Raw genomic sequence first — 21606 nt, 5'->3', positions numbered from 1 at the left:
TCTTCAGCCAGACAAAGCGTGCGCGTCGTAGAACCCCTAGTCCTATCGGCGTAACCCATCGTAAGCGCTCCGCGCCCGCGCACCGCTCAGTAAGCCTTTCAGGGCAATGGCAAAACTGGCCAGATTTTCTAGCATCAGGGCGAGTTGGAAGCCTGCGCTTCCGTCAGCAGCACATAATGCAAGCCCTTGCCCACATCGACAAGGCAGACCGACCACGGATCAGGAGCGTTCCCTTGGGCATAGTTCAGCAGCCAGTGCCGATCGCCGCCGATCGAAGCGATATTTTCCCCCTCGACCGATTGAGGGCGCTTGGCGCCGTTGCGCCGACAACCCGCGCACGGATGGACCAACTGGTCGAACTGGCCAAGAGCGGCCTGCCGCGCATGTATCGCAAAGGATTGTTCGCGCACACCGTCAGAGGCGTGAACACAGCCAAGGGCAAGGCCGTGCGGGCGGAAGGCGATAGCCTGCGCTATGCGATCGATGTCGCACTCGGCCTCTCGTTCACCAGCATCGAAGAGCAGCGCCGGATCCTGAAGGGCGTAACGGCGGCAGACCTCATCAGCACCACCGCCACACGCGCGGAATTTTCCAGCGACCCCGGCGCCGTTGCACTCGCCGCATGGACGTCGGCGGAAGCTGCCGGGATATATGCCGCGCCTCTCTTCAACCGGCTCACCGCATGGCTGGAGTCGGGCGAGCCGGTGAACACGGTCGATTGCGCCTGGGCGCTCCTTGCAGCGGTGGCAGCTCGCCATCTCGGCGACACCGCCCGGCTTACGACGATGGCCCGCAACAGGCTGATCGAGGCTCAGGGGCCGTTCGGCCTGTTTCCGCACGGCCTGCCCGCCTCATCCAACGGCCGCTGGCGCGCGCATGTCGGCTGCTTTGCCGACCAAGTCTATACGATCCAGGCGCTGGCCCGGCTTCATGTCGCCTCGCCGGACGAGGAAGCGCTTGCCGCGGCTGAAGCATGCGCGGCCCGCATCTGCGCCCTGCAAGGGCCGGCAGGCCAATGGTGGTGGCACTATGATGTCCGCGACGGCAGCGTCGTCGAAGGCTATCCGGTTTACAGCGTCCACCAGCATGCGATGGCGCCGATGGCGCTTCTCGACCTCAGGGAAGCCGGAGGCACGGACCACCTCGCTGCGGTCGTCAAGGGCGTACAGTGGCTGGACACCCATCCCGAAATCGACACGCCGCTGGTCAGCGAAGAGCATGGCGTTATCTGGCGCAAGGTGGCCCGCCGCGAGCCAAAGAAGGCGGCGCGCGCCATTTCAGCCGTGACGACCTCGATTCGACCGGGCCTGCACCTGCCCGGCCTCAATCTCTTATTTCCCACCACCTATGTCGACTACGAATGCCGGCCCTATGAATTCGGCTGGCTGCTCTATGCGTGGCTGTGCGGCGGCACGGTCGCGGGATTGAGCGGGCGTGATCCGAAACAGGCCGTTTCCAGAACCTGGGGAGCGTAGCATGCGCACGCAACGGCAGCTTTTGTTCGGCGTCTACATGGATGCGATAAGCATGGAGGACGTGATCAACCGCTGCCGGACGGCGCTGGTGACGCGCAACCGCCTGCTCCTTGGCGTTCTCAACGCGGCCAAGGTCGTCAATCTGCGCAAGGATTCCCTGTTGCGGAATTCGCTCATCGAGTGCGACATGCTGCTCGCCGACGGACAGTCGGTGGTGTGGGCGAGCAAGATGCTTCGCCGCCCGCTGCCGGAACGCATCGCCGGCATCGACATATTCGAACAGTTGCTGATGCTGGCCCATCACGACGCGCGCTCGATCTACCTTCTCGGCGCCCGCCCCGACGTTCTGGCGCGCCTCGAGGAAAACATCGCGCAACGCTTCCCCGGCCTGCGCATTGCCGGCAGCCATCACGGCTATTTCGATGTCACGAATAGCGAAGGGATTGCCGAAGACATCAGGCGGTCAGGCGCCGACATGCTGTTCCTTGGCATGACCTCCCCCAAGAAGGAAATCTTTCTCGGCACCTATGGGCGCTCGCTCGACGTGCCGATCCTGCACGGCGTCGGCGGATCGTTCGACATCATGGCCGGCATCACCAGGCGCGCGCCTCGTATCTGGCAGCGCGCGGGCATGGAGTGGGCGTACCGGGTGCTGCAGGAGCCGCGCCGGCTGTGGTGGCGCTACTTCTCGACCAACGCCACTTTCCTCGCCCTGACCGCTCGCGAACTGGTCGCTCCGGCGCGCGCCTTCAAGGCGGGCAAGGAAACGCCGCCCGACCACGTTTTCAGCAGCGTGCGGCGCTAAGCCTGGAAAATTTCTACAGGAAGCGTTTCCGCCGCCTTCAGCCGATCGGAGCGGCAGCGCCGCTCAGCGACTGGATTTTCCTGTCGGCGATGACCTGCCGGATAACGTCGGCATCGACGGTCCTCTCGTCCTCGGCGAAGGCATAGACCAGCGCGTAGTCGCAAATCTGGTTGATGACGCGTGGCAGGCCGTTGCTGGCCGCGGCGATCAACTCGCATGCCCCGCGCGTGAAGATCTTGCGCTTGGCGCCTGCCACATAGAGACGGTGTGCGATATAAGGAGCCACGGCTTCGGCCGGCATGCCCGACAAGTGAAACTGCGCCGACACGCGCTGGGCAAACTGCAGCATTCGCGGCCTGGCGATGATTTCGTTGAGCTCGGGCTGTCCAACCAGGACTATCTGCAGAATTTCGTCGTTCTCGTCATTGAGGTTGGACAGGCAGCGCAGTTCCTCCAGCATCTTGGCCGAAAGGTTCTGCGCTTCGTCGAAAATCAGCACGGTATGGCGGCCCTGGGCGCGTTCGCTTCGAAGAAACTCCTCAAGCTGGCTGAACCGCTGGACATAGGACAGGCCGCGGCCCAACGGCTGCCTCAGCGAATCCAGCACCCAGTGCAGCAATTGCCCCCTGTCGCCGTGCGCGTTGGAGACCAGCCCGATGCGCAGGTCGGGCGCTGCGGCGCTGAGCAGATGACGGATCAGCGTCGTCTTTCCTGCGCCAATCTCTCCGGTGATGACGCTGATCGGCGCAAAGGTCGCCAGCGCATATTCGAGCATCGAATAGGCCCGGCTGTGATTGGTCGACCAGAACAGGAAGCCCGGGTCGGGAACGAGACTGAAAGGCCGCCCGCTTATCCCAAAATGGTTCGAATAGATCAGGAAGCTGCTCGATCCGCCGGCAGGCCGGTCCTGAGGCACTGCCTGCCCTGACGGATCGTCGTATTTGGGCGCGAACTGCTTTCGGTTATGCAACACGGTCACTCCAGTCAGTACCCGTACTTTTCAGGCGCGTAGCGACACTTGTTGAGCACGGTGCCGAGCAGATTGGTTTTTTCCGACAATTCGCGTTCGCACAGATCGACTTCCGAGACCGTGCTTTCCTCGGCCGCGACGACGAGGATGGCGCAATCGACATTGGGCAGGAACCCCATGACATCGTCGTTGGCCAGCATCGGCGGCAGGTCGAAGATGACGATATCGGCTGCAAGCTTCTGGCGCACCGACGATACAGCATGCGCCGCCTCGGGGCTTTGCAGCAACTCCGCAGCCATGCGCACGGGGCGATTGTTGGCGGCGACGGCAAGGTTTTCGCCGTAGCGCGAAAACATGTTCTCGACCGTGATGTTGCCCTTCAGGAACTCTTCCATGGAAGGCGGCGCCTTGACGCCCAGCACCTCTGCCACCTGCGGCCGGCGCAGGTCGAGGTCCACCAGCGCCGTGCGGCAATCCTTCTGGTTGGCGAGCGAGAAGGCAAGGTTCAGCCCCACGACCGTCTTGCCGCAGCGTGCCGTTGGCGACGTGATCATCAGGGATTTCCAGTCATTCTCGCGCATCACGTGCATGACCTTGGTGCGCAGGATGTCGAACGCGACATGTGCGGGATCGGTGCGGCCAACGGTGACCAGACGGCCCTGCTCGATACGCCAAGGGTCCGGCCTTCCTATTTGCAGGCTGTCCCAAACCGATGCCGGAGATGCGGCGGGCAAAAGCGCGGGGCGCGCCAGCGCTTCAACGGGGAGAGGGGCGGACGGCATCGGCTGCGCCTTGCCGTTGGTCTTGTGTTTTTTTGCCGGCTTCTTTTGCGACGGCACGGAAATCTGCTGGGGCACGGGCGCAAACGGCACCGGCGGCCGCCTGCCTGCCCTCTTCTTCGCAGGCGCGGGTATCTGTTGCTGGGCCTTTGCCTTGACCAGCGCGGCCTGGATCAGCTCCATACCTTCAGCTTTTGTACCTTCCAGCACGGCCCTTTTACCTTCCTGCTTTCGTGTCACGTCAGAGGGTCCCGTCGGCAAAGAGGCCGAGGGCCGTATTTTGAGGACCGGGAGCGGCAATTTCAGAAGCCCCGACGCCAAGCAGGGCCGCAACGGCGATGCTGCCGGTCAAGGCCATGCCCAATCGCAGCCGCCGGAATTTCGACCGCTTCTCCTCGGGGCTGAGAATATAGGGAATGGTGGCCAGCGGCTGGGTCTCCAGCAGTTCTGCGAGTTCAGACGGGCGACGCACGGTCTTGTTGAGCAGTTCAAGCATCAATACCAGGCCAAGCCCGCCGCCTATGCCGGCCAGAATGCTTGTGGCCACTATGCGCAGCTTGTTTGGCCGGATCGGCTTTTCCGGGGCGACGGCAGGTTCCACCACCGAAAAACGGCCGCCCTTGGAGCGCGCTTCGATCTGCTCGCCCGTCGATGCCTGGGCCTGAAGGGCGGTGGCGGAATTGTATTGGGCCTGGATGTTGTTACGCGTGCGCTCGAGCGCGCTGAGCTTGGTGTCGTTGCCCGGCGTCGCGGCAATCGTTTTCGTCAGCTTGGCGAGGTTTTCGGCAATGGATGCCTTCTCCTCGGTGATATAGAGCAGCCGCTCGTCAATATCCGAAAGTTGCAGGTCGAGTTCGGTAGGACCCGCCTTCTTGTTGGCCCCGCCCGAATTGGTGATCTGCTCCTGAAGGGCCGCTATGCGCTTGCGCAACGCCACGATGTTCGGGCTGGTTTCGGAAAAGATGCTGAGCTGATCGGCAAGCGCCCTGTTCATGTCCTGGAGCATTTGCTGCTCGGGGCTCAGCGGCCCCGTGGCCGCCAACTGCCCGGTATTCTGGAAGAGCTGGACGAGATTGTTTCGCCGGCTGCGCAGGCCGGCCTCTTCCCGCTCCAACTGGGACAGCCTGTCCTGCAGGCCGCTTTGCTGACTGCGCCGGAAATCCAGGCTGTCGGGAAGCGCATCCTTGTTGGCATTCTTGAATTGCAGGATTTCGGCTTCCAGTCCGCTCAGTTCCTTGCCCAGCCTGTCGACCTCCTGGTCGAAGAACTTCATCGTTTCACCAGCCCGGCCTGTGCGCAGGCTGAGGTTCTTGTCAACGACACGGTCGACCAGATCATTGACTACGCTCGCGGCAAGCTGCGGGTCCTTGGCATCGAAGGAAATGGCAAATACGGTGGCACCTTCGCCCCTCCCTTGCGTTTCCAGTTGGACCTGTTCGAAATGGAGGCGGTCGCGCATGTTGTCGGCTATGTCGGTCGCCGACATCTTGGCGATGTCGCTGCCATAGACGTCGAGCCGCTTGGCCATATCCTGCAGCTTTTCCTGGGTCGTTACCTCCTGCTGGATGACTTCGAACTGCTCAACCGCACTGATGGGCACGGTAGACCGAGCCATTTCCGTGGGGATCTGCGGAGCCTCGACAAGTATCTTCGCGCTTGCGCGATAGAGCGGCGGCACCAACAGGGCAACCGCTATGCCACCGACGGTGCAGACGGCGATGATCGCCGCCACCTGTGGCAGCCGCCGCAAAAGCAGCGAGAGATAAAAACGGATATCGATATCACCCATGGCAGGCCCAACAACTGTAAACCGGCACTCATGCCAGCCCGTGCATTTTCGAGTTTCAGCCTAGCAGGCGATAGACCGCTGATAGGTGCTAAGGGTGTCAGCAACGGCCAACAGGCCTAATCCTTTTGCGGGACAGCCTGTCACCTCGGGCTATACAAAAGGGTCTAGGTCGCAGCTTCAATAACCGCTTCCCGTGCGATGCAGCGCGGCTGCCGGGCCATGTATCTCGATTCCATATTCGCGGGTGAAGAGCGCAATGTCTTCCAGCAGCCCCTCGACGAAGTCAGCCTGCGCCTGCAGTACGGCGATTCGGTCGGAATATCTGGACATCGAACTTGTCAGGCCATCCACCTTCCCCGACAAATGATCGGCACCGTCGTCTTCGAATGCCGCCATCGAGAAGGCGGCGTTTTCGGCAGCCTGTTCGCGCCTTGCCTTGAGGCCGGACCGTTCGCGCTCGATTTCCGCGACGAGTGCAGACAGCGTGTCGGCAAGGCGCTGCATGCGCGCGGCGTCGCCTGCACTGTCCCGATCGGCGCTGCGAACCCTGAATCCGAACAAGGCCATGATCTTCTCCGTTGCGTCGACGCGCCCGGCGCATCAGCTTCAAAAGCGATACTGACCTATCCCGGGGGCTTTTCCATCTGGTCATTCGGCTATCGCAGCGCCGGTTGCGTGCGATTCATCTTACTCCATAAAGCTTATGCGTAAGCTTGGCCGATGCTTGCTATCAAAAGTCTTCATGCGCGCGACGCTTGCCGGAGTTGCGGCACCGCGCCGACCTGTCGACAGGAAATGCCATGGATTCGCCTCCTCGATTGAGCGTCGTCATCCCGCATCTCAATGAGCCGCATGACCTGCGTCGCTGCCTGCTTTCGCTCGTTGAACAACGGCGGGACGGGATCGACTTCGAAATCATCGTGGTGGACAACGGTTCCGCACAACTGCCCACGCAAGCCTGCGCCGGACTGCCGAATGTGCATCTGCACCGGGAGGCGACACCGGGGCCTGGGCCGGCGCGCAACTTCGGCGCGGGCATGGCGCAAGCCGAGCTGATCGCCTTCATCGATGCCGACTGCGTCGCGTGCCCCGGCTGGGTGCGCTCCATCGTCGAGCATCTGGAGCAAAACCCCGACACCGGCTTTCTAGGCGGCGACATCGGCATCCTGCCGGCCGACCCAGCCAGGCTGACGGGCGTCGAGGCCTATGAAAGCATCTACAGTTATCGCGCCCGTGACTATGTCCAGAAATACGGGTTTGCGGCGACAGGCAACATGGCGGTCAGGGCGTCCGTTTTTCGCGCCGTTGGACCATTCGGCGGCATCGCCACCATGGAAGACACCGAGTGGGGGCAACGGGCAACCGCCATGGGCTTCAAGATCGCCTATCTGCCGCAAGCCAAGGTGCTCACGAACTCGTGCAAGTCTTTCGCGGAACTGGCAAGGCGATGGGACAGGCACGTCGCGCACGAATTCCACAATGTCGGCAGCAGCAAGGCCATGGCCCGCTGGCTCGCCACCGCAGCGGCGCTTGCGGTGTCGCCATTGCCCGGAGCCATCTCAATCATACGATCTAGCCGTATCGGCGGCTTGCGCGCCCGATGGCTGGCGCTGGTCTGCCTGACCCGTATCCGCCTCTACCGGGCCAGGCGCATGTTCGGCCTTGCGCTTAAAGACAACAGCGCCGCAGTGGTCGGAACCTGGAACAGGGAAAAGTCCTGACCAGTTTTACACCCGATGGACCATTGCGCTTCATTCGGCCTACGCCTTGCGTGTAGCCTTACGCCAAAAGCCTCATCCTTTTTGATGCGCGCTGCACCGCAACATTCTCCATTCGCATAGGATATCTATCGATCGGAGATACCTCCTGCACACTTTGAACAAGTGCAGTTTGAGAGAAGGTTGGTCATCCGGCCTCGCGGGAAAACAAAAACCCGCTGGAGATTCCCTTATCGGCTTAGAAAAAAGCTGAAATTTCCGGCGTTACCCCTGCCGAATCACACGTTGCTCAAGAAGAATTTTGCAAGTGCGGAAAGACTACTTTCTGTATCTAGATCGAACTGTCTAAAGTCGATGCATTGCTGCCAAAAATTATAACTGGTTAAGCTTTTATTAATGTGAACTATTCCGTGACGGACTTGCTCCCTCCTGAAGACGTTCACTTGGGCTTGGCTTTGGCGTTCGGACGCCGGAAGCACGTATCATTGGGCGGGGCAGTCTATGCTGGAAGAATATTCCAGAACGCACATCCATGGCCTGCCGTTCGACTTGCCGGAAGGCAATCGAAAGCCATGGTCTCGTCAAATCTATTTCGGTTTCAAGCGCGGCTTCGATGTCGCGGCCACCGTGGCCGTGGCGCCAGTCGCGCTCGGCCTGGTCGGCGCCATGGCGCTGCTGGTCAAGCTCGACGGCGGCAAGGCGTTTTACGCTCAGCCACGCGTCGGCCGGAACGGAAAGGCTTTCAAGCTTTGGAAGCTGCGCACGATGGTGCCGGATGCAGAGGCCAAGCTGGAGCAATATCTGAAGGCCAATCCGGCGGCGCGAATCGAATGGGACCTCAATCAGAAGCTCAGGCAGGATCCCCGCATTACCAGGGTAGGCCAGTTCCTGCGCAAGTATTCTCTGGACGAGCTGCCGCAGCTGTTCAACGTGTTCCTGGGGCAGATGTCGCTTGTCGGGCCGCGCCCGATGTGCCTCGACCAGCGCTCGCAATATCCAGGCACGGCCTATTTCGAGCTTCGCCCCGGCCTGACAGGCCTTTGGCAGGTCAGCGACCGCAACAACTGCACCTTCACGGAACGCGCCCTGCATGACACGCGCTACGCGCGCATCATGTCGTTTGGAACTGATCTGCAGATCATCTTCCAGACCGTCGGGGTGGTGTTTCGCGGCACCGGCCTGTGAATCCGGGATTTCGCGCCCTCACAAAGAACCGAGCCATAAAAACGGGGAACCGACCCATAAAAACGGGCCGCCAATGCTAAGCATGGCGGCCCGGCCTCGGTCAGAAATGAGGCCTAAGCTCTCTTGGTCACGAATGAATGACCGGCATGCGGGCGCCAGCGTGGATGCTGTGCGACGGCACGACGAAATCGCCCGGGAACAAATCATTGATCTTGAAGGCAACTTCGGTCCTGTTGGTGGCCTTGAGCTTCTTCATGATGTTGCGGATATGAACCTTGACCGTGCTTTCGCGAAGGTTGAGTTCGTAGGCGATGATCTTGTTGGCCTTGCCACGACGCAGCGCTTCGACCACTTCGGTCTGCCGCGAGGTGAACATTCCAGCCATCGGACGTGCAGGCTCGGCGCCGGATTCCAACATCTGGCGCATTGCCATCACGCTGCTTGCCGGGACGAACACGCCGCCGGCAAGCGCCAGCCCGATCGCCTCGATGCAAACCTGGATGTTTACCGACGACGGAATGTAGCCGCGCGCACCGCATTCCAATGCCTTGACGATTTGCGGCAGTTCGTCGCCGTCAGCCAGAACGATGACCGGTACGCCCTCAAGTTCCGCCGAGAGGTTCCTTATCTCGTCGGCCACGGACGGTTCCGTGATCTTACGGCTGCCGACATTGACAAGGATGGCGGAAGCCGACGGGTGGTGCAGCCTCTGCATCTTCCATTCTTCGATCGACGCAAAGGCAAGCACATTCATGCCCGACTTCTGGGCCGCCACACTCTGTACGAAGCACTCGCGGCCGAGCGCCCTGGAATCGATCATCACCACGAACTTGGCAGGCAATGCCGACATATCCGCAACGCTGTCGCCATCGTCAGGTCTGACAGACTGCTGCTGAAAGTCGAACTGGGTATGATTAACGTTCATTTCTCCCATAAGTGTCATGACACGTAGCTCCTTTCCCTACGGCACCAAGGCCGCAGGCCGCCTTCCCCACCGCTTCCCCGAACACCAGCCGCCCTTGGCATCTGCCAATGGCGCCACCCTGTCCCACAGGGATCCAAACTCGGTTTCGCGGACTATTGCACCAGACTGGAATAGATAAAAAGATTGTACTAGTCATTAATTTAGGTTAACGAAGTTTTAAATTTATGATCTTTTTCCCCAATATCTCATATCCGATCGGCTTAGTTGGTTAATTTATAAACTTTACACATATTATTCTAATAAAATGCGAGCTAAATTACCATACTCAATCATTCTCTGACTAACAATTTGAAACCTAGGCGAATATTTCCGCCGATCATGGCCGTGCATAAACTCAGGAATCGAGTATATCGTCTTGCCTGTGGCCCTGCGCCTGACCCGGGAGGTGCCCTGGAGATTCCGCAGACCTTGATTCCTGGCCCGAATCGCGAATCAGATAAACAGCGGCCCTCAAGTTTCCTTCCGAATATATCGATCCGTTAAAATTGTCCGTTCCGATCATATTTTTCCGAATAGTGTCAGTCGCGGACACTTCGGGCGGACTTACTGTGGTTTCCGAAATAAAAGCCGGGGTGATTTTTGGGCTGCGGCCCTACGCATTCCGATGTATGCGCCCTATTCAGCAAGGATCGAGGAACGCTCGCCGGGCACCCCTGCGAAATCCACCGCGTAAAGAATTTTCGCCTGCAACCTTCGAAAAACCATCCATGAAGCTTGTGCAAGACTTACGCGAATATTGAATAGCTTGAATTTCAAGGCTATTTGCACATTCGATATTAACTTAAATTAGTGCTTCATGCTTAATTAGGGTACTATAATCCAGATTGCAGCTAGTGATCACAACCACAGATTGGAGCCTGCCTGCAACATGGTAGCTCGCACGGATGCCATTTTCCGCAAATTGGGGGCGTATACGACGCTTGGTCCCCAGGAGGCGGCTATGCTCGAAACGCTGCAAGGCGCGCGCACCTTTGTCGCTGCGGGCAAGGAACTCATCTATGAGGGGCAACAGCAGCACGCGGCGTATATCCTGCACGACGGATGGACCTGTGCCTATAAACGATTGCGTGATGGCGCGCGCCAGATCGTCGAGATCGAGATACCGGGCGACTTCATCGGCCTGCGCAGCCTTTTGTTGCGAAACTCCGACCAAAGCGTCGTGGCGCTGACCAATGTCGAGGTCAGCAAGATCAACACCGACCGGCTATGGGAAGCGTTTCGCCTGACGCCGCGACTGATCATGACGCTTTTGTGGGCGGCGTCGCGGGACGAAGCGATGGTGACGGAGCACCTCGTCTGCGTCGGCAAGCGCGACGCCATGGCACGCACCGCCCACTTCCTGCTCGAACTCGGCGCGAGGATGGAACTGATCGGGCTCGGCTCGGCAACCACCTACCGATGTCCGCTTTCGCAAAGCATCGTCGCCGATGCCGTCGGCATCACCGCCATCCATCTCAACCGCGTATTGCGGCACCTTCGCGAATCCGACCTTCTTCTTTTCCGGGACGGCGTGGTCACCTTCCTCGACCGGGACCGGCTCGCCCAGCTCACGGATTTCGACTTCACCTATATGGACCACCTCAAGCCGGGTTGAGCCTCGGCCATTGCAGCAGCCCGGCTTTATCCGCCAAGGCCTTGCGTGATCGCGTGGGCGGTCGCCCGCACCTTTTCGCCGAGAAGCGGCATATCCTCGGCTGGCACCTGCGACGTAAAGCCAATCAGACAAATGCCCCGGCACACGTCGTCGTTCGGTGAGAAAACCGGCGCTACGGCAACTGTATTTCCGGCATAATACTCGCCCACGCTCAGCGCATATCCATTTTCGCGCACCTGCCCGATCTCCTGGAGGATCGTCTCGCGGTCGGTCTTGGTCAGCGCCGTGAATTTCGTCTGGCAGTGGGTCGCGATATAGTCATCGACATCGGCTTGGCTCATGCTTGCCATTGCCACGCGCGACAGCGCAGGCGTTCCGGCCGCGAAGTATTTGCCGATGTCGATCGTGACCTTGATTTCGCGCGGACTGTCCGTCTTTGCGATGATCAGGAAGCTCTTGTTGGCCAATTGGGTGAAGGTCAGGCAGGTCAGGCCCGTTTCCTGCACCAGCGCCTCGATCGGCCGCTGTCCGATCATCAGGATATCGCGGCGCTGCGCGGCGGTGGCTCCCAGCACTATCAACGAGGAGCCCAGCGAGTACGCTTTCGTCGTGGGGTCGTATTCGACCAGGTTGGAGAACTCCAGGGTTCGCAAAATGTAGCTGCAACTGCTTTTGTGGACATCGATCGCCTTGGCAATCTTTGTAACCGTGCACTGCGTCGGGATCGCGTTTTCCTGAAGATATTGCAAAATGGCGGCCGCGCGTTCGACCGCGGGAACCAATGAGACGGCCCCCTTTGCTTCGGCCTGTTCACTCGACTGAGGTTTTCCTGTCTGCATTGCATTTTGTCTTTCGATGATTTGCCTGCACTCGTGGACTTTCGTTGACGCCTAAGTCAAGCGACGCCACTGCAGCGGTTCGCACCGGATTTCGTCGCGCATCGCCGTCATCATCCCCTGCAAGGCGGAACCAATCGGCAGGCACCGCAATGGAAGGGCTGGCTGCCGAGGCGCCTTGGCTCGTCGCGGCGATGATGCCTGCCCGGCTTTGTGCCGCATCCAGCCTTCCAAAACCCGCATCGTATTTCGTGGACCACATCCGCCCGGGATTGCCGCCGCCGGGCCTGGATCCCGGCACGTCCAGCCGCCGCACACGAAAATCGCATCACCTGCTTGTGCCTGAAAAAATTCCATGTTAAATGTTGTTCAACATACAGATCATTGTTCAATATATAGAACAACTGAACCCTGTCAAGAAGAGCTCGTTTCGAGCCTGTCGGTTTGTGGGAGGACCGCGCGAATGGAAACAGCCTCGTCATTCGATGAGCAGGATGAGTTCGTTGCGGTTGCCCACATCGACGAATTGGCGCCGGGAAGCATGAAGCGGTTCGTCGTTTCGGATCGCGCCTTGGTGCTGGCCAATATCGACGGCTCTTTTCACGCTTTCGAAGATCGCTGCCTGCACTGGGGAGTGAAGCTTTCGAACGGATGCCTGGAAGGCAACGCCGTCCGTTGCCGCGCGCACGGCTGGAAGCACGATGTGGTTCGCGGTGAAATCGTCGCGTCGGAGCCTTCGGGCGACGAAGGCCGACCGGTCCGCACCTTCAAGGTCATAATCAGGGACAGGACGGTGTTTGTCGGCGGAAGCATTGCTTCGCCGAAGGCAAATGCCGCGAGGTAATTCGATGCGCGCCAACCACGGATGGGCATCCGAATAAGTAGGCAATCATAGTTTTTGGTGAGGAGAGAACTGCCATGGATATGGATATCGAAAAGAAGAGGCCCGATCTCAGCAACGCTGAGGTGATGGACATCGACACCTATTTCAAAAGGTTGGTGCAGCCTGAAACTCCACCCGCAATCTGGCGCTGGGACGACATCGTCAAGGTGATGGATGGGATGGAAGCAGACCCGAAGCGCTATCCGAGCTATCGGCGTGCGGTGTGCCTGGTGAACAATTCCTGGGCCGGAGCGCCGGGCGCATCGCCGGCATTGTTTGCGGGCTTTCAGCGCTTTCGTCCGGGCGAGCATCTGCCGCCGCACAAGCACAATTCGGTTGCTCTCTATTACTGGGTGCAGGGCAAGGGCCGCGCCATCGTCAATGGCACCGAGATTGATTTCAAGGCCGGCGACGTCCTGACCTGCCCGGCCTGGAACGAACACCAGTTCTTCAATACCGGCGACGAGGACCTGATCATGTTCTCGATCCACGATTTGCCGATCCTCGCACAGATGCGTGCGCTGTTCTGGGAAGAGCCGATGGGCCAGGAAAACATCCAGCACATCGTCAAGTCCGAAGCGGCTTCATGGAATGCGGACGAGCATGAAGAAGACGTCGCGAACCTCAAGTCGATCCTTATCAAAACGGCTAATTGACGGCCGGTTCGCAACTGCCAGCATCCACCTTCGTCGCAAGGGAGACCATCTTGAATTCCACCACGACTTCGATGCAAGGCGGCTCTGCTGGCAGTGTGTTCAAGGATGCAGCGGGCGATCCGTCACCCGCTGTCATCATCCTGCCGGCGGTTGCCGGCCTGAATTCCTACATTGATCGCATGTCGGACAGCTTGGCCGGGCAAGGATATGCCAGCGTCGCGCTGGATTACTACGCAAGATCCGGAGGCGTGCCGGACCTGGGTGACCGTGCGAAGATCATGGCCGCCGTCGCATCGCTGTCGGATCGCGATGTGTTGGCCGATGTCGCCGCCAATGTTGAGTTTCTGAAGTCGCGCCCGGATATCGACAGCAGGCGAATCTCGGTGATGGGATTTTGCGTCGGAGGAAGCTTTGCAATCCTGGCTGCCTCGGAAATAGAAGGCCTTGCTTGCGCCATCGCGTTCTACGGAACGATCCGATATGGCGAAACAAGCGACCGCAAGCCGGTCTCACCGCATGATGCGGCACAGAACCTGAAGTGTCCGTAGCTAGGACACTATGGCGAGCAGGACCCGCTGATCTCGCAAGGCGACGTCGAAACACTGAGGTCGCGTCTCAAATCGCATCCGGCGGAAATCTACACCTATCCGGGCGCTGGTCATGCGTTCCACGAAGACTACCGGCCGGAGGTCTACCGGCCGATCGCTGCGCAGGAAGCATGGCGAAGGTCCATGGCGTATCTGGACTGGTATCGAGCGAAATAACGAGCGTCAGGCGAGCATTCTACACCAAGGCGCGCGCCCAAATCATCAAGCTAGGAGAACCAGCACAGACGAGGGATTTGCCGGACGGAATTGCCAAGCCACACGGCCAACGAACAACAAAATATTTCGGCCTCGGCCTAGCCATGAGCCGAAGGTTTCCAAGGGAGGGGAACCCATGTCGCGCATCGTCAATGTGGAAGATACCATCGATAATTTGAAGATTGGTCGATTTAACATCAATCTTCTGTTCTGGCTTTTTATTGTGATGATGCTGGACGGCTATGACATCACGGCCGCGGCCTTTTCGGGCCCGCATCTTGTTTCGGACTGGGGTATCGATCGCGCCGAGCTAGGGCCGATGCTGGGTGCAAGCCTGTTTGGAATCCTGATCGGATCGCTTGCCCTCGGCAATGTCGGCGATCGCTATGGGCGAAAGGTCGGGACCATCGTTTCCTGCATGATTTTCGGTGTTTTCACGCTAGCCGCAGCCTGGGCGTCCTCGCTCGGCGAGCTTTCGATACTGCGTTTTCTTGCTGGCGTAGGCATTGGCGGGGTGTTTCCAAACGCGGTTGCGTTGAGTGCCGAATATGCGCCGAAGCGTTTGCGCGCCACCATGGTCATCCTCATGTTCACCGGCAACACCTTCGGCGCTTCGCTGCCCGGCCTCGTATCCATGTGGCTGGTGCCGACGCATGGCTTCCAGATTCTGTTCTCGCTCGGCGGGGTCATCATGATCGCCGTCGCTCTTTGCCTTTGCTTCACGCTGCCGGAGTCCGTCCGGTACCTGGCGTTGCGCGGCGACAAGCAACGCACCATCGAAATGCTGCGTCGCCTCGACCCCGGCATCGACGTCAACGAAAACGATCAGTTCGTCACCCATGAGGCGGCGGGCAGCAAGTTCCGTCTGAGGCAGTTGTTCGAGGGAAAGTTCGCTTTTGCGACACCCTTGTTGTGGCTGGTCTTCGCGATCAACCTGATGATCTTCTATTTCATCAACAGCTGGATGCCGACACTCGTTTCGACGGTGGACGGCACAGCGACGCGCGGCGTTCTCGCCCTGACGATCTTCCAGTTGGGTGGAACTTGCGGCGGGCTTGCTCTGAGCCGGCTGGTGGACAAGCAAGGCCTCAAGCCCATCACGATCATGTTCTGCATTGCGGTGCCCGTGGTCGCCTCGCTCGGCTATCTGGCAACGTCTTGGCCCGATCTGATGCTGTTTGCAGCATTCATCGGCGGCTTCTGCGTCCTTGGCCTGCAGTTTGGCCTGAACGCGACGCCGGGCATGCTTTATCCAACTTCATGCCGTGCCAACGGTGCGGGATTCGCCTTCGGCATCGGCCGCGTCGGCGCCGTTCTCGGCCCGGTCGTCGGCGGCATTCTTGTCGGCATGCAACTGCCGATCAGCGCGCTTTACGTCTATGCGGCTGCACCGCTCATTATCGGAGCCGTGGCCTGCTTTGCGCTGACGAAAATCTTGAAGCCGGCAGCGGCGTAACGGGAGATCACCGAAATGAAGCTCTGTCGTTTCAACGACAATCGACTGGGTGTGATCGATGGCCAGGAGGTCATCGACGTCACCGAGGCGCTGGATGCCATACCGCGATCCGGCTATCCGCTGCCGCCCTTCGACCCGCTGATCGCGAATATCGAGGCGGTAACTCACCGGATCGGCGCGCTTCGAGGACAATCGAAGCGGCTGCGGCTGGAGGAGGCGTGCCTGCTCAGCCCGGTGGCCAATCCGGGCAAGGTCATCGCGGCCCCGGTCAACTACCGCAAGCATCTGGAAGAAGTGTTGGCCAATGCCGACCTGCACCACGACGTCAAGATCAACCACATCGAAAAGGCGGGCCTGTTCCTGAAGGCAGGCAGTTCGCTGGTCGGCGCGGGACAGGGCATCCAGTTGCGAAAGCTGGATCGCCGCAACGATCACGAGGTTGAGTTGGCGGTGGTGATCGGACGCACGGCCGACCGCATATCCCGCGCGGAAGCCCTGCAACATGTTGCCGGCTATTGCATCGGTCTCGACATCACGATCCGTGGACCGGAGGAGCGCAGTTTCAGGAAGTCGCCCGACACTTACACCGTGCTTGGCCCCTGGCTCACGACCGCCGACGAAATTCCCGATCCGGGCCGTCTCGACCTGCAAATACGGGTCAACGGCGAGACGCGGCAGAAATCCAACACCGCCGACCTGATCCTCGGCGTGCCGGAGCTGATCGAGTTTGCGTCTTCGTTCTACACGCTCCAGCCGGGTGACGTGATCCTGACCGGAACGCCCGAGGGCGTAAGCCCCATCAGGCCGAGCGATGTGATACTGGCCGAGATCAAGGGTCTGGGGACGATGACCGTCCATGTCTCGGCCCGAACCGAGACGCTCGGCCAGAGGGTCGCGTAGCCTGCTTTCGGCCGCGACCGGCCCTTGCCGGGCGAGTGCGTTCGCCTAAGAACGAGATCAAACAATCGGCGGCAACGACGCCATTGCCGCCGATGCCCCTATTCCCACTCGATGGTGCCCGGCGGCTTCGAGGTCACGTCGTAGACGACGCGGTTGATGCCCTTGACCTCGTTGATGATACGGGTCGCGGCGCGGCCGAGGAATTCCATATCGTAGTGATAAAAGTCCGCAGTCATGCCATCGACCGAAGTCACGGCACGCAGCGCGCATACGAACTCGTAGGTGCGCCCATCGCCCATGACGCCCACCGTCTGCACCGGCAACAGCACGGCGAACGCCTGCCAGATGGCGTCGTAGAGGCCGGCCTTGCGGATCTCGTCGAGATAGACCGCATCGGCCTCGCGCAAGATGTCGAGCTTCTCGCGCGTGATGCCGCCCGGACAGCGGATGGCAAGGCCCGGCCCCGGGAACGGATGGCGGCCGATGAAGCTTTCCGGCAAGCCCAACTCCTTGCCGAGAAGGCGCACCTCGTCCTTGAACAGTTCGCGCAGCGGCTCGACTAGCTGCATGTTCATGCGGTCGGGCAGACCGCCGACATTGTGGTGCGACTTGATCGTCACCGACGGTCCGCCAGTGAAGGACACGCTTTCGATGACGTCCGGATAGAGCGTGCCCTGGGCAAGGAAATCTGCGCCGCCGAGCTTCTTCGCCTCTTCCTCGAACACTTCGATGAACAGCCGACCGATGGTCTTGCGCTTCTTCTCCGGGTCGCTCTCGCCCTCCAGCGCCGAGATGAAACGCTCGGACGCATCGACCAGGATCAGCGGCAGATTGTAGTGCTCGCGGAACATCGCCACCACGCTGGCGGCTTCGTTCTTTCGCATCAGGCCGTGGTCGACGAGGATGCAGGTGAGCTGGTCGCCGACGGCTTCATGGATGAGCAGCGCCGCCACAGAAGAATCGACGCCGCCCGACAGCGCGCAGATGACCTTGCCCTTGCCGACCTGCTTGCGGATCGCCTCGACCGCGTGTTCGCGGTAGGCCGCCATCGTCCACTCGCCCTTCAGGCCGACGATGTTGTTGACGAAATTTGCGAGCAGCCTCGCGCCGTCCGGCGTGTGCACCACCTCGGGGTGGAACTGCACCGCGTAGAAGCGCCGCTTCTCGTCGGCGATGGCCGCAAAGGGTGCGCCGTTCGAGGTGCCCACCACCTTGAAGCTCGGCGGGATGGCGGTGACGCGGTCGCCGTGGCTCATCCACACCTGGTGTCTGGTCCCCTTGGCCCAGACGCCGTCGAACAGGGCGCAGTCGTCTTCGATCTCGATGAAGGCGCGACCGAACTCGCGCTCATGCCCGGCCTCGACCTTGCCGCCAAGCTGCGCGCACATGGTCTGCTCGCCATAGCAGATGCCAAGCACCGGAATACCTGCGGCAAAAACCGTATCAGGCGCGCGCGGGCTGCCGATATCGACGGTGGAGTGCGGACTGCCGGAGAGGATGACGCCCTTCGGCCGGATGCGCTTGAACGCTTCGTCCGCCGATTGGAACGGCACGATTTCGCAGTAAACGCCGGCCTCGCGCACGCGCCGGGCGATCAATTGCGTCACCTGGCTGCCGAAGTCGATGATGAGGATGGTGTCGGAGTGATTGGTCGTCGTCATGGCGGGCGTTTAAAGAAGAACTTGAGTCAGCGCAATGGGTTAGTAGCGGAAGCTGACAATCCGATTCCGCGGCTTCATGCAATGAGTCACGCGCCGGGCATTGGTTCATCCATCGGATAAATTGTGGTCGCCAAGTCCGGGTTGCGGAATCCGAAGCATGCCTGCCTGAAGCGCCGCTTCCAGCAGGCCGATCGCTGCTGCCAGCTTGCCATCGATCACGTGAAGGTATTCCGTCCAGTCATCGATATGCTTCAACTCCGCCGCCCCGTCGGAGATGCCACGCAGCGCGACCAGCGGCATGTCGAACAACTGGCAGGCCCGCAGGCAGGCGTAGGTTTCCATGTCGACCATGTCTTCGGCAATGGCGTCGTAGGCGCTGCCCGAGATGATCGACGCGCCGGTGGACAGGCTTGCCGGCTTCACGCCGGGCACGAGATGCGGCAACGCCAAAGTCGCCGGCAGGCCGAGGAAAGGCGTCTCGCCCTTCGCAAAGCCAAGCGCTGAAGCATCCATGTCGCGATAGGCAACCGACACCGCCTGGTAGACTTCCGTCTGCTCGAGCGTCCGCGAACCGGCAGAGCCGAGCGACACGACCAGGTCTGGCAACGCGCCGGCCGCGTTCAGCCGCGCCAGTTCCGCACCCAGCTTCACGCCCGCCTCGACCGGACCGACCCCTGTCATGAACGGCACGAACAGCTTGCGCAACGCCGGGCCATATTCGGCATCGAGCGCCATCACGAAAAGAATGCGCTTGCCGGCTATGGTTGCCGTGCCCATGTCAGCCGGCGATCCCGTCGCGGCCGGCGACAGTCATCATCGTGCCGGTCATGGTGGCGATGAGCTTGGCCTCGCCATCGGCGCCGAAGGCATATGCCTGGCCGTCGGCAACGATGATGGTGCGGCCGGGCTTGGTGACCGAACCGCGAAACAGGAAGCGGTCGCCCTTGCCGGGCGCCAGCAGATTGACCTTGAACTCGATGGTCAGCACGCTGGCGTTTTCGGGCATCAGCGAAAACGCCGCGTAACCACAGGCCGAATCGAGTGCGGTGGAAATGACACCTGCGTGCAGGAAGCCATGCTGCTGGGTGAGCGTGCTGGAAAAGGGCATCTCGATCTCGACGATGCCCGGCGTCACAAGCGTCAGCTCCGCGCCAATGGTGGCCATTGCCTGCTGGCGCGCGAAGGAAGCCCTCACGCGCTCTTCATAATCGGGAGCCGGTACGATCTTCGCCGCCATCGTCAATGCCCTCGCCTCATGCGGAAGCGCTTATTGCAGAGCAAGCCGGCCTGCACAATCGCATCAGCGCTGATTTGCCGGCTGGCCCAAGAATTAGCAGTTGTTCCGGCCTTCCCGCCGCTGCATCTTCAGCCAACGGAGGACATGTCCATGAGCATCGCAAGGCTGCAAAAGGAAACCCTGACCAATCTTCCTTTTTACGAAGAGCGCGTCGATCTCGCCTGCGCTTTCCGCTGGACGGCGCGCCTCAACATGCATGAGGCCGTGGCGAACCATTTCTCGCTGGCGGTGAAGGACGATGGCACCCGCTTCCTGATGAACCCCAACCAGGCGCACTTTTCCCGCATCAAGGCGAGCGACCTGCTCTTGATCGATGCCAACGATCCCGAAACGCTCAACGGCCCCAATGCACCCGATCCGACTGCGTGGGGCCTGCACGGAGCCATCCATCGCAACGTTTCACATGCCCGCTGCGTCATGCATGTCCACTCCATTCACGCCACGGTGCTTGCCTCGTTGGCAGATTCCAGATTGCCTCCCATCGACCAGAACTGCGCCACCTTCTTCAATCGCCATGTCGTCGACGAAAGCTATGGCGGGCTTGCCTTCGAGGAAGAGGGCGAGCGCTGCTCGGCTTTGCTGGCCGATCCAAAGAACAAGGTGATGGTGATGGGCAATCACGGTGTGCTGGTGGTCGGCGACAGCGTGGCGGACGCCTTCAACCGCATGTTCTATTTCGAGCGTGCAGCCGAAACCTACATCAAGGCATTGTGGACCGGGCAACCGCTGCGCGTTCTTTCGGACGAGATCGCCGAAAAGACCGCGCGGGAACTGGACGACTATCCGGGACAGGCCGAACGGCACCTGAGCGAGCTCAAAGCCATTCTGGATGATGAAGAGCCAGTCTACCGCAACTGAGCGTGCCTTTCGGCTAGGATCAAAGGCCTAGGACCTGCCGCAACTCCTGCGGTGAATTGACGACGATCGCGCCGGCGGGACCGGCCATTGGCCGCTCCGGCCAGAAAATCGTCTTCATGCCGGCGGCAAGCCCTGAATTCACGCCAGTCCAACTATCGTCGATTGCCACCGCATCCGAAGGATCGACGCCAGCGAGAAACGCCGCGCGCAGGAACGGCTCGGCATGGGGCTTTCCTTCGCGCACATCATTGCGGCTTATCGACTTCATGCCGGGATAGGACAGGCCGACAGCGCGCAGATTGACATCGACCACGATGCGGTCCGAATTCGACACCACCGCCTGCTGAACGCTCATTGCCTTCAGTTCGCGAAAAATCTCGAGCGCGCCGGGTCGCGGGACAAGTTTCTCGACCAGTGGCAGGTAATGGCCGTACTTGCGCGCAATCCATTCGTCATACGGAACACGCAGGCCATATTCCTCGCGGAACATCTCGTAGACGACGCTGGCCGCGATGCCGATGACGCGCTCGGCCAGGTCGGACGGCGGCACGATGCCTTCTTCCTCGAGGGCGGTCCGCAATGCGGCCTCGTGCAAGGGCTCGCTGTCCACCAGCGTACCATCCATATCCCAGAAAACCGCTTTCGGCGTCATGCAAGGCTTCCTTTGCCCCGAACTTCGTCCTGACGTTCATAGACGGTGCAGCGGAAGAGATAAACCAGGAACCCGCGTGGGTATGGCCAGCCAACGCAGGAACTCACCCTCGTCATCCCGGAATTCGCTTTCGAGCGAAGCGAGGAAGCAATATCCGGGATCCATGCCGTGACATCGCGGCACTACTCTGGGCGACAGCGCGCTTTCTCTCCCTTTGGAGGAAAAGGCTCGATCCGGTTGCCGATCGAGTGCCTCGTCAGGCACCCCCCTCTGGCCTGCCGGCCATCTCCCCCTCAAGGGGGGA

The 21606-nt window shown here is 60.4% G+C and carries 20 protein-coding genes and 1 pseudogene; 11 read left to right on the top strand and 10 right to left on the bottom strand.

The window, feature by feature from the left end; translation table 11 throughout:
- Positions 1–233 precede the first annotated feature (233 nt).
- A complete protein-coding gene (locus tag ASD50_RS12075) occupies positions 234–1475 on the top strand; it encodes a hypothetical protein (RefSeq protein ID WP_200952401.1) in 1242 nt (413 codons plus the stop codon).
- 1 nt (position 1476) lies between these two features.
- Positions 1477–2280, top strand: a complete 804-nt coding sequence (locus tag ASD50_RS12070; RefSeq protein WP_056241143.1) for a WecB/TagA/CpsF family glycosyltransferase — start codon at positions 1477–1479, stop codon at positions 2278–2280.
- A 37-nt stretch (positions 2281–2317) separates the two neighbouring features.
- Here ASD50_RS12070 and ASD50_RS12065 read toward each other — a convergent pair whose 3' ends face one another.
- From ASD50_RS12065 to ASD50_RS12050, 4 genes are all read right to left on the bottom strand, one after another.
- A complete protein-coding gene (locus ASD50_RS12065; protein ID WP_200952400.1) occupies positions 2318–3250 on the bottom strand; it encodes an ExeA family protein in 933 nt (310 codons plus the stop codon).
- A 14-nt stretch (positions 3251–3264) separates the two neighbouring features.
- Positions 3265–4269, bottom strand: a complete 1005-nt coding sequence (locus ASD50_RS12060) for a CpsD/CapB family tyrosine-protein kinase (protein ID WP_156465053.1) — start codon at positions 4267–4269, stop codon at positions 3265–3267.
- A gap of 1 nt (position 4270) precedes the next feature.
- Entirely contained in the window at positions 4271–5818 is a 1548-nt protein-coding gene (locus ASD50_RS12055; protein WP_056241136.1) for a GumC family protein, read from the bottom strand.
- Positions 5819–5995: 177 nt separating this feature from the next.
- Complete coding sequence (locus ASD50_RS12050) at positions 5996–6385, bottom strand: hypothetical protein (RefSeq protein ID WP_056241133.1); 390 nt, start codon at positions 6383–6385, stop codon at positions 5996–5998.
- A 233-nt stretch (positions 6386–6618) separates the two neighbouring features.
- Here ASD50_RS12050 and ASD50_RS12045 point away from each other — a divergent pair, with 233 nt between their 5' ends.
- Positions 6619–7539: a glycosyltransferase gene (locus ASD50_RS12045; RefSeq protein WP_056241549.1), complete on the top strand. Its 921-nt coding sequence runs from the start codon at positions 6619–6621 to the stop codon at positions 7537–7539.
- 498 nt (positions 7540–8037) lie between these two features.
- Positions 8038–8721 (top strand): sugar transferase, encoded by a 684-nt coding sequence (locus tag ASD50_RS12040; protein ID WP_082549609.1) that lies wholly within the window; start codon positions 8038–8040, stop codon positions 8719–8721.
- A gap of 127 nt (positions 8722–8848) precedes the next feature.
- On the opposite strand, the gene ASD50_RS12035 is transcribed toward ASD50_RS12040, so the two are convergent.
- Positions 8849–9655: a response regulator transcription factor gene (locus tag ASD50_RS12035; protein ID WP_156465065.1), complete on the bottom strand. Its 807-nt coding sequence runs from the start codon at positions 9653–9655 to the stop codon at positions 8849–8851.
- A 991-nt stretch (positions 9656–10646) separates the two neighbouring features.
- On the opposite strand from ASD50_RS12035, the gene ASD50_RS12030 reads away from it, so the two are divergent.
- Positions 10647–11300, top strand: a complete 654-nt coding sequence (locus ASD50_RS12030; RefSeq protein ID WP_200952399.1) for a Crp/Fnr family transcriptional regulator — start codon at positions 10647–10649, stop codon at positions 11298–11300.
- Positions 11301–11326: 26 nt separating this feature from the next.
- Here ASD50_RS12030 and ASD50_RS12025 read toward each other — a convergent pair whose 3' ends face one another.
- Positions 11327–12139 (bottom strand): IclR family transcriptional regulator, encoded by an 813-nt coding sequence (locus ASD50_RS12025; protein WP_056241119.1) that lies wholly within the window; start codon positions 12137–12139, stop codon positions 11327–11329.
- Between the two features lie 460 nt (positions 12140–12599).
- On the opposite strand from ASD50_RS12025, the gene ASD50_RS12020 reads away from it, so the two are divergent.
- The 5 genes and pseudogenes from ASD50_RS12020 (at position 12600) to ASD50_RS12000 (ending at position 16834) form a co-directional block, all read left to right on the top strand.
- Positions 12600–12980: a Rieske (2Fe-2S) protein gene (locus ASD50_RS12020; protein WP_056241118.1), complete on the top strand. Its 381-nt coding sequence runs from the start codon at positions 12600–12602 to the stop codon at positions 12978–12980.
- Positions 12981–13054: 74 nt separating this feature from the next.
- The gene (locus ASD50_RS12015) at positions 13055–13675 is read left to right on the top strand and encodes a cupin domain-containing protein (protein WP_056241115.1); all 621 of its coding nucleotides are present in this window, start codon (positions 13055–13057) and stop codon (positions 13673–13675) included.
- A gap of 71 nt (positions 13676–13746) precedes the next feature.
- A pseudogene (locus ASD50_RS12010) lies at positions 13747–14439 on the top strand (dienelactone hydrolase family protein).
- Positions 14440–14614: 175 nt separating this feature from the next.
- Complete coding sequence (locus ASD50_RS12005; RefSeq protein ID WP_162252012.1) at positions 14615–15934, top strand: MFS transporter; 1320 nt, start codon at positions 14615–14617, stop codon at positions 15932–15934.
- Positions 15935–15949: 15 nt separating this feature from the next.
- Positions 15950–16834 carry a fumarylacetoacetate hydrolase family protein gene (locus ASD50_RS12000; protein ID WP_056241110.1) on the top strand — a complete coding sequence of 295 codons (885 nt, stop codon included), beginning with the start codon at positions 15950–15952 and terminating at the stop codon, positions 16832–16834.
- A 98-nt stretch (positions 16835–16932) separates the two neighbouring features.
- Here the strand turns inward: ASD50_RS12000 and guaA are convergent, their stop codons facing one another.
- The 3 genes from guaA to ASD50_RS11985 form a co-directional block, all read right to left on the bottom strand.
- Positions 16933–18495 (bottom strand): glutamine-hydrolyzing GMP synthase, encoded by a 1563-nt coding sequence (gene guaA, locus ASD50_RS11995; protein ID WP_056241108.1) that lies wholly within the window; start codon positions 18493–18495, stop codon positions 16933–16935.
- Between the two features lie 105 nt (positions 18496–18600).
- Entirely contained in the window at positions 18601–19272 is a 672-nt protein-coding gene (locus tag ASD50_RS11990; protein WP_056241098.1) for a 5'-methylthioadenosine/S-adenosylhomocysteine nucleosidase, read from the bottom strand.
- A 1-nt stretch (position 19273) separates the two neighbouring features.
- Positions 19274–19732: a PaaI family thioesterase gene (locus ASD50_RS11985; protein ID WP_056241095.1), complete on the bottom strand. Its 459-nt coding sequence runs from the start codon at positions 19730–19732 to the stop codon at positions 19274–19276.
- A 150-nt stretch (positions 19733–19882) separates the two neighbouring features.
- Here ASD50_RS11985 and ASD50_RS11980 point away from each other — a divergent pair, with 150 nt between their 5' ends.
- Entirely contained in the window at positions 19883–20650 is a 768-nt protein-coding gene (locus ASD50_RS11980; RefSeq protein WP_056241542.1) for a class II aldolase and adducin N-terminal domain-containing protein, read from the top strand.
- 19 nt (positions 20651–20669) lie between these two features.
- Here the strand turns inward: ASD50_RS11980 and ASD50_RS11975 are convergent, their stop codons facing one another.
- Complete coding sequence (locus tag ASD50_RS11975; RefSeq protein ID WP_056241093.1) at positions 20670–21302, bottom strand: HAD family hydrolase; 633 nt, start codon at positions 21300–21302, stop codon at positions 20670–20672.
- Positions 21303–21606 lie beyond the last annotated feature (304 nt).

It is taken from the genome of Mesorhizobium sp. Root552 (genome assembly GCF_001427285.1).
Lineage (GTDB): Bacteria > Pseudomonadota > Alphaproteobacteria > Rhizobiales > Rhizobiaceae > Mesorhizobium.
Note: the sequence above shows the minus strand (reverse complement) of the source record. Positions and strands in the feature narration are given on the sequence as shown.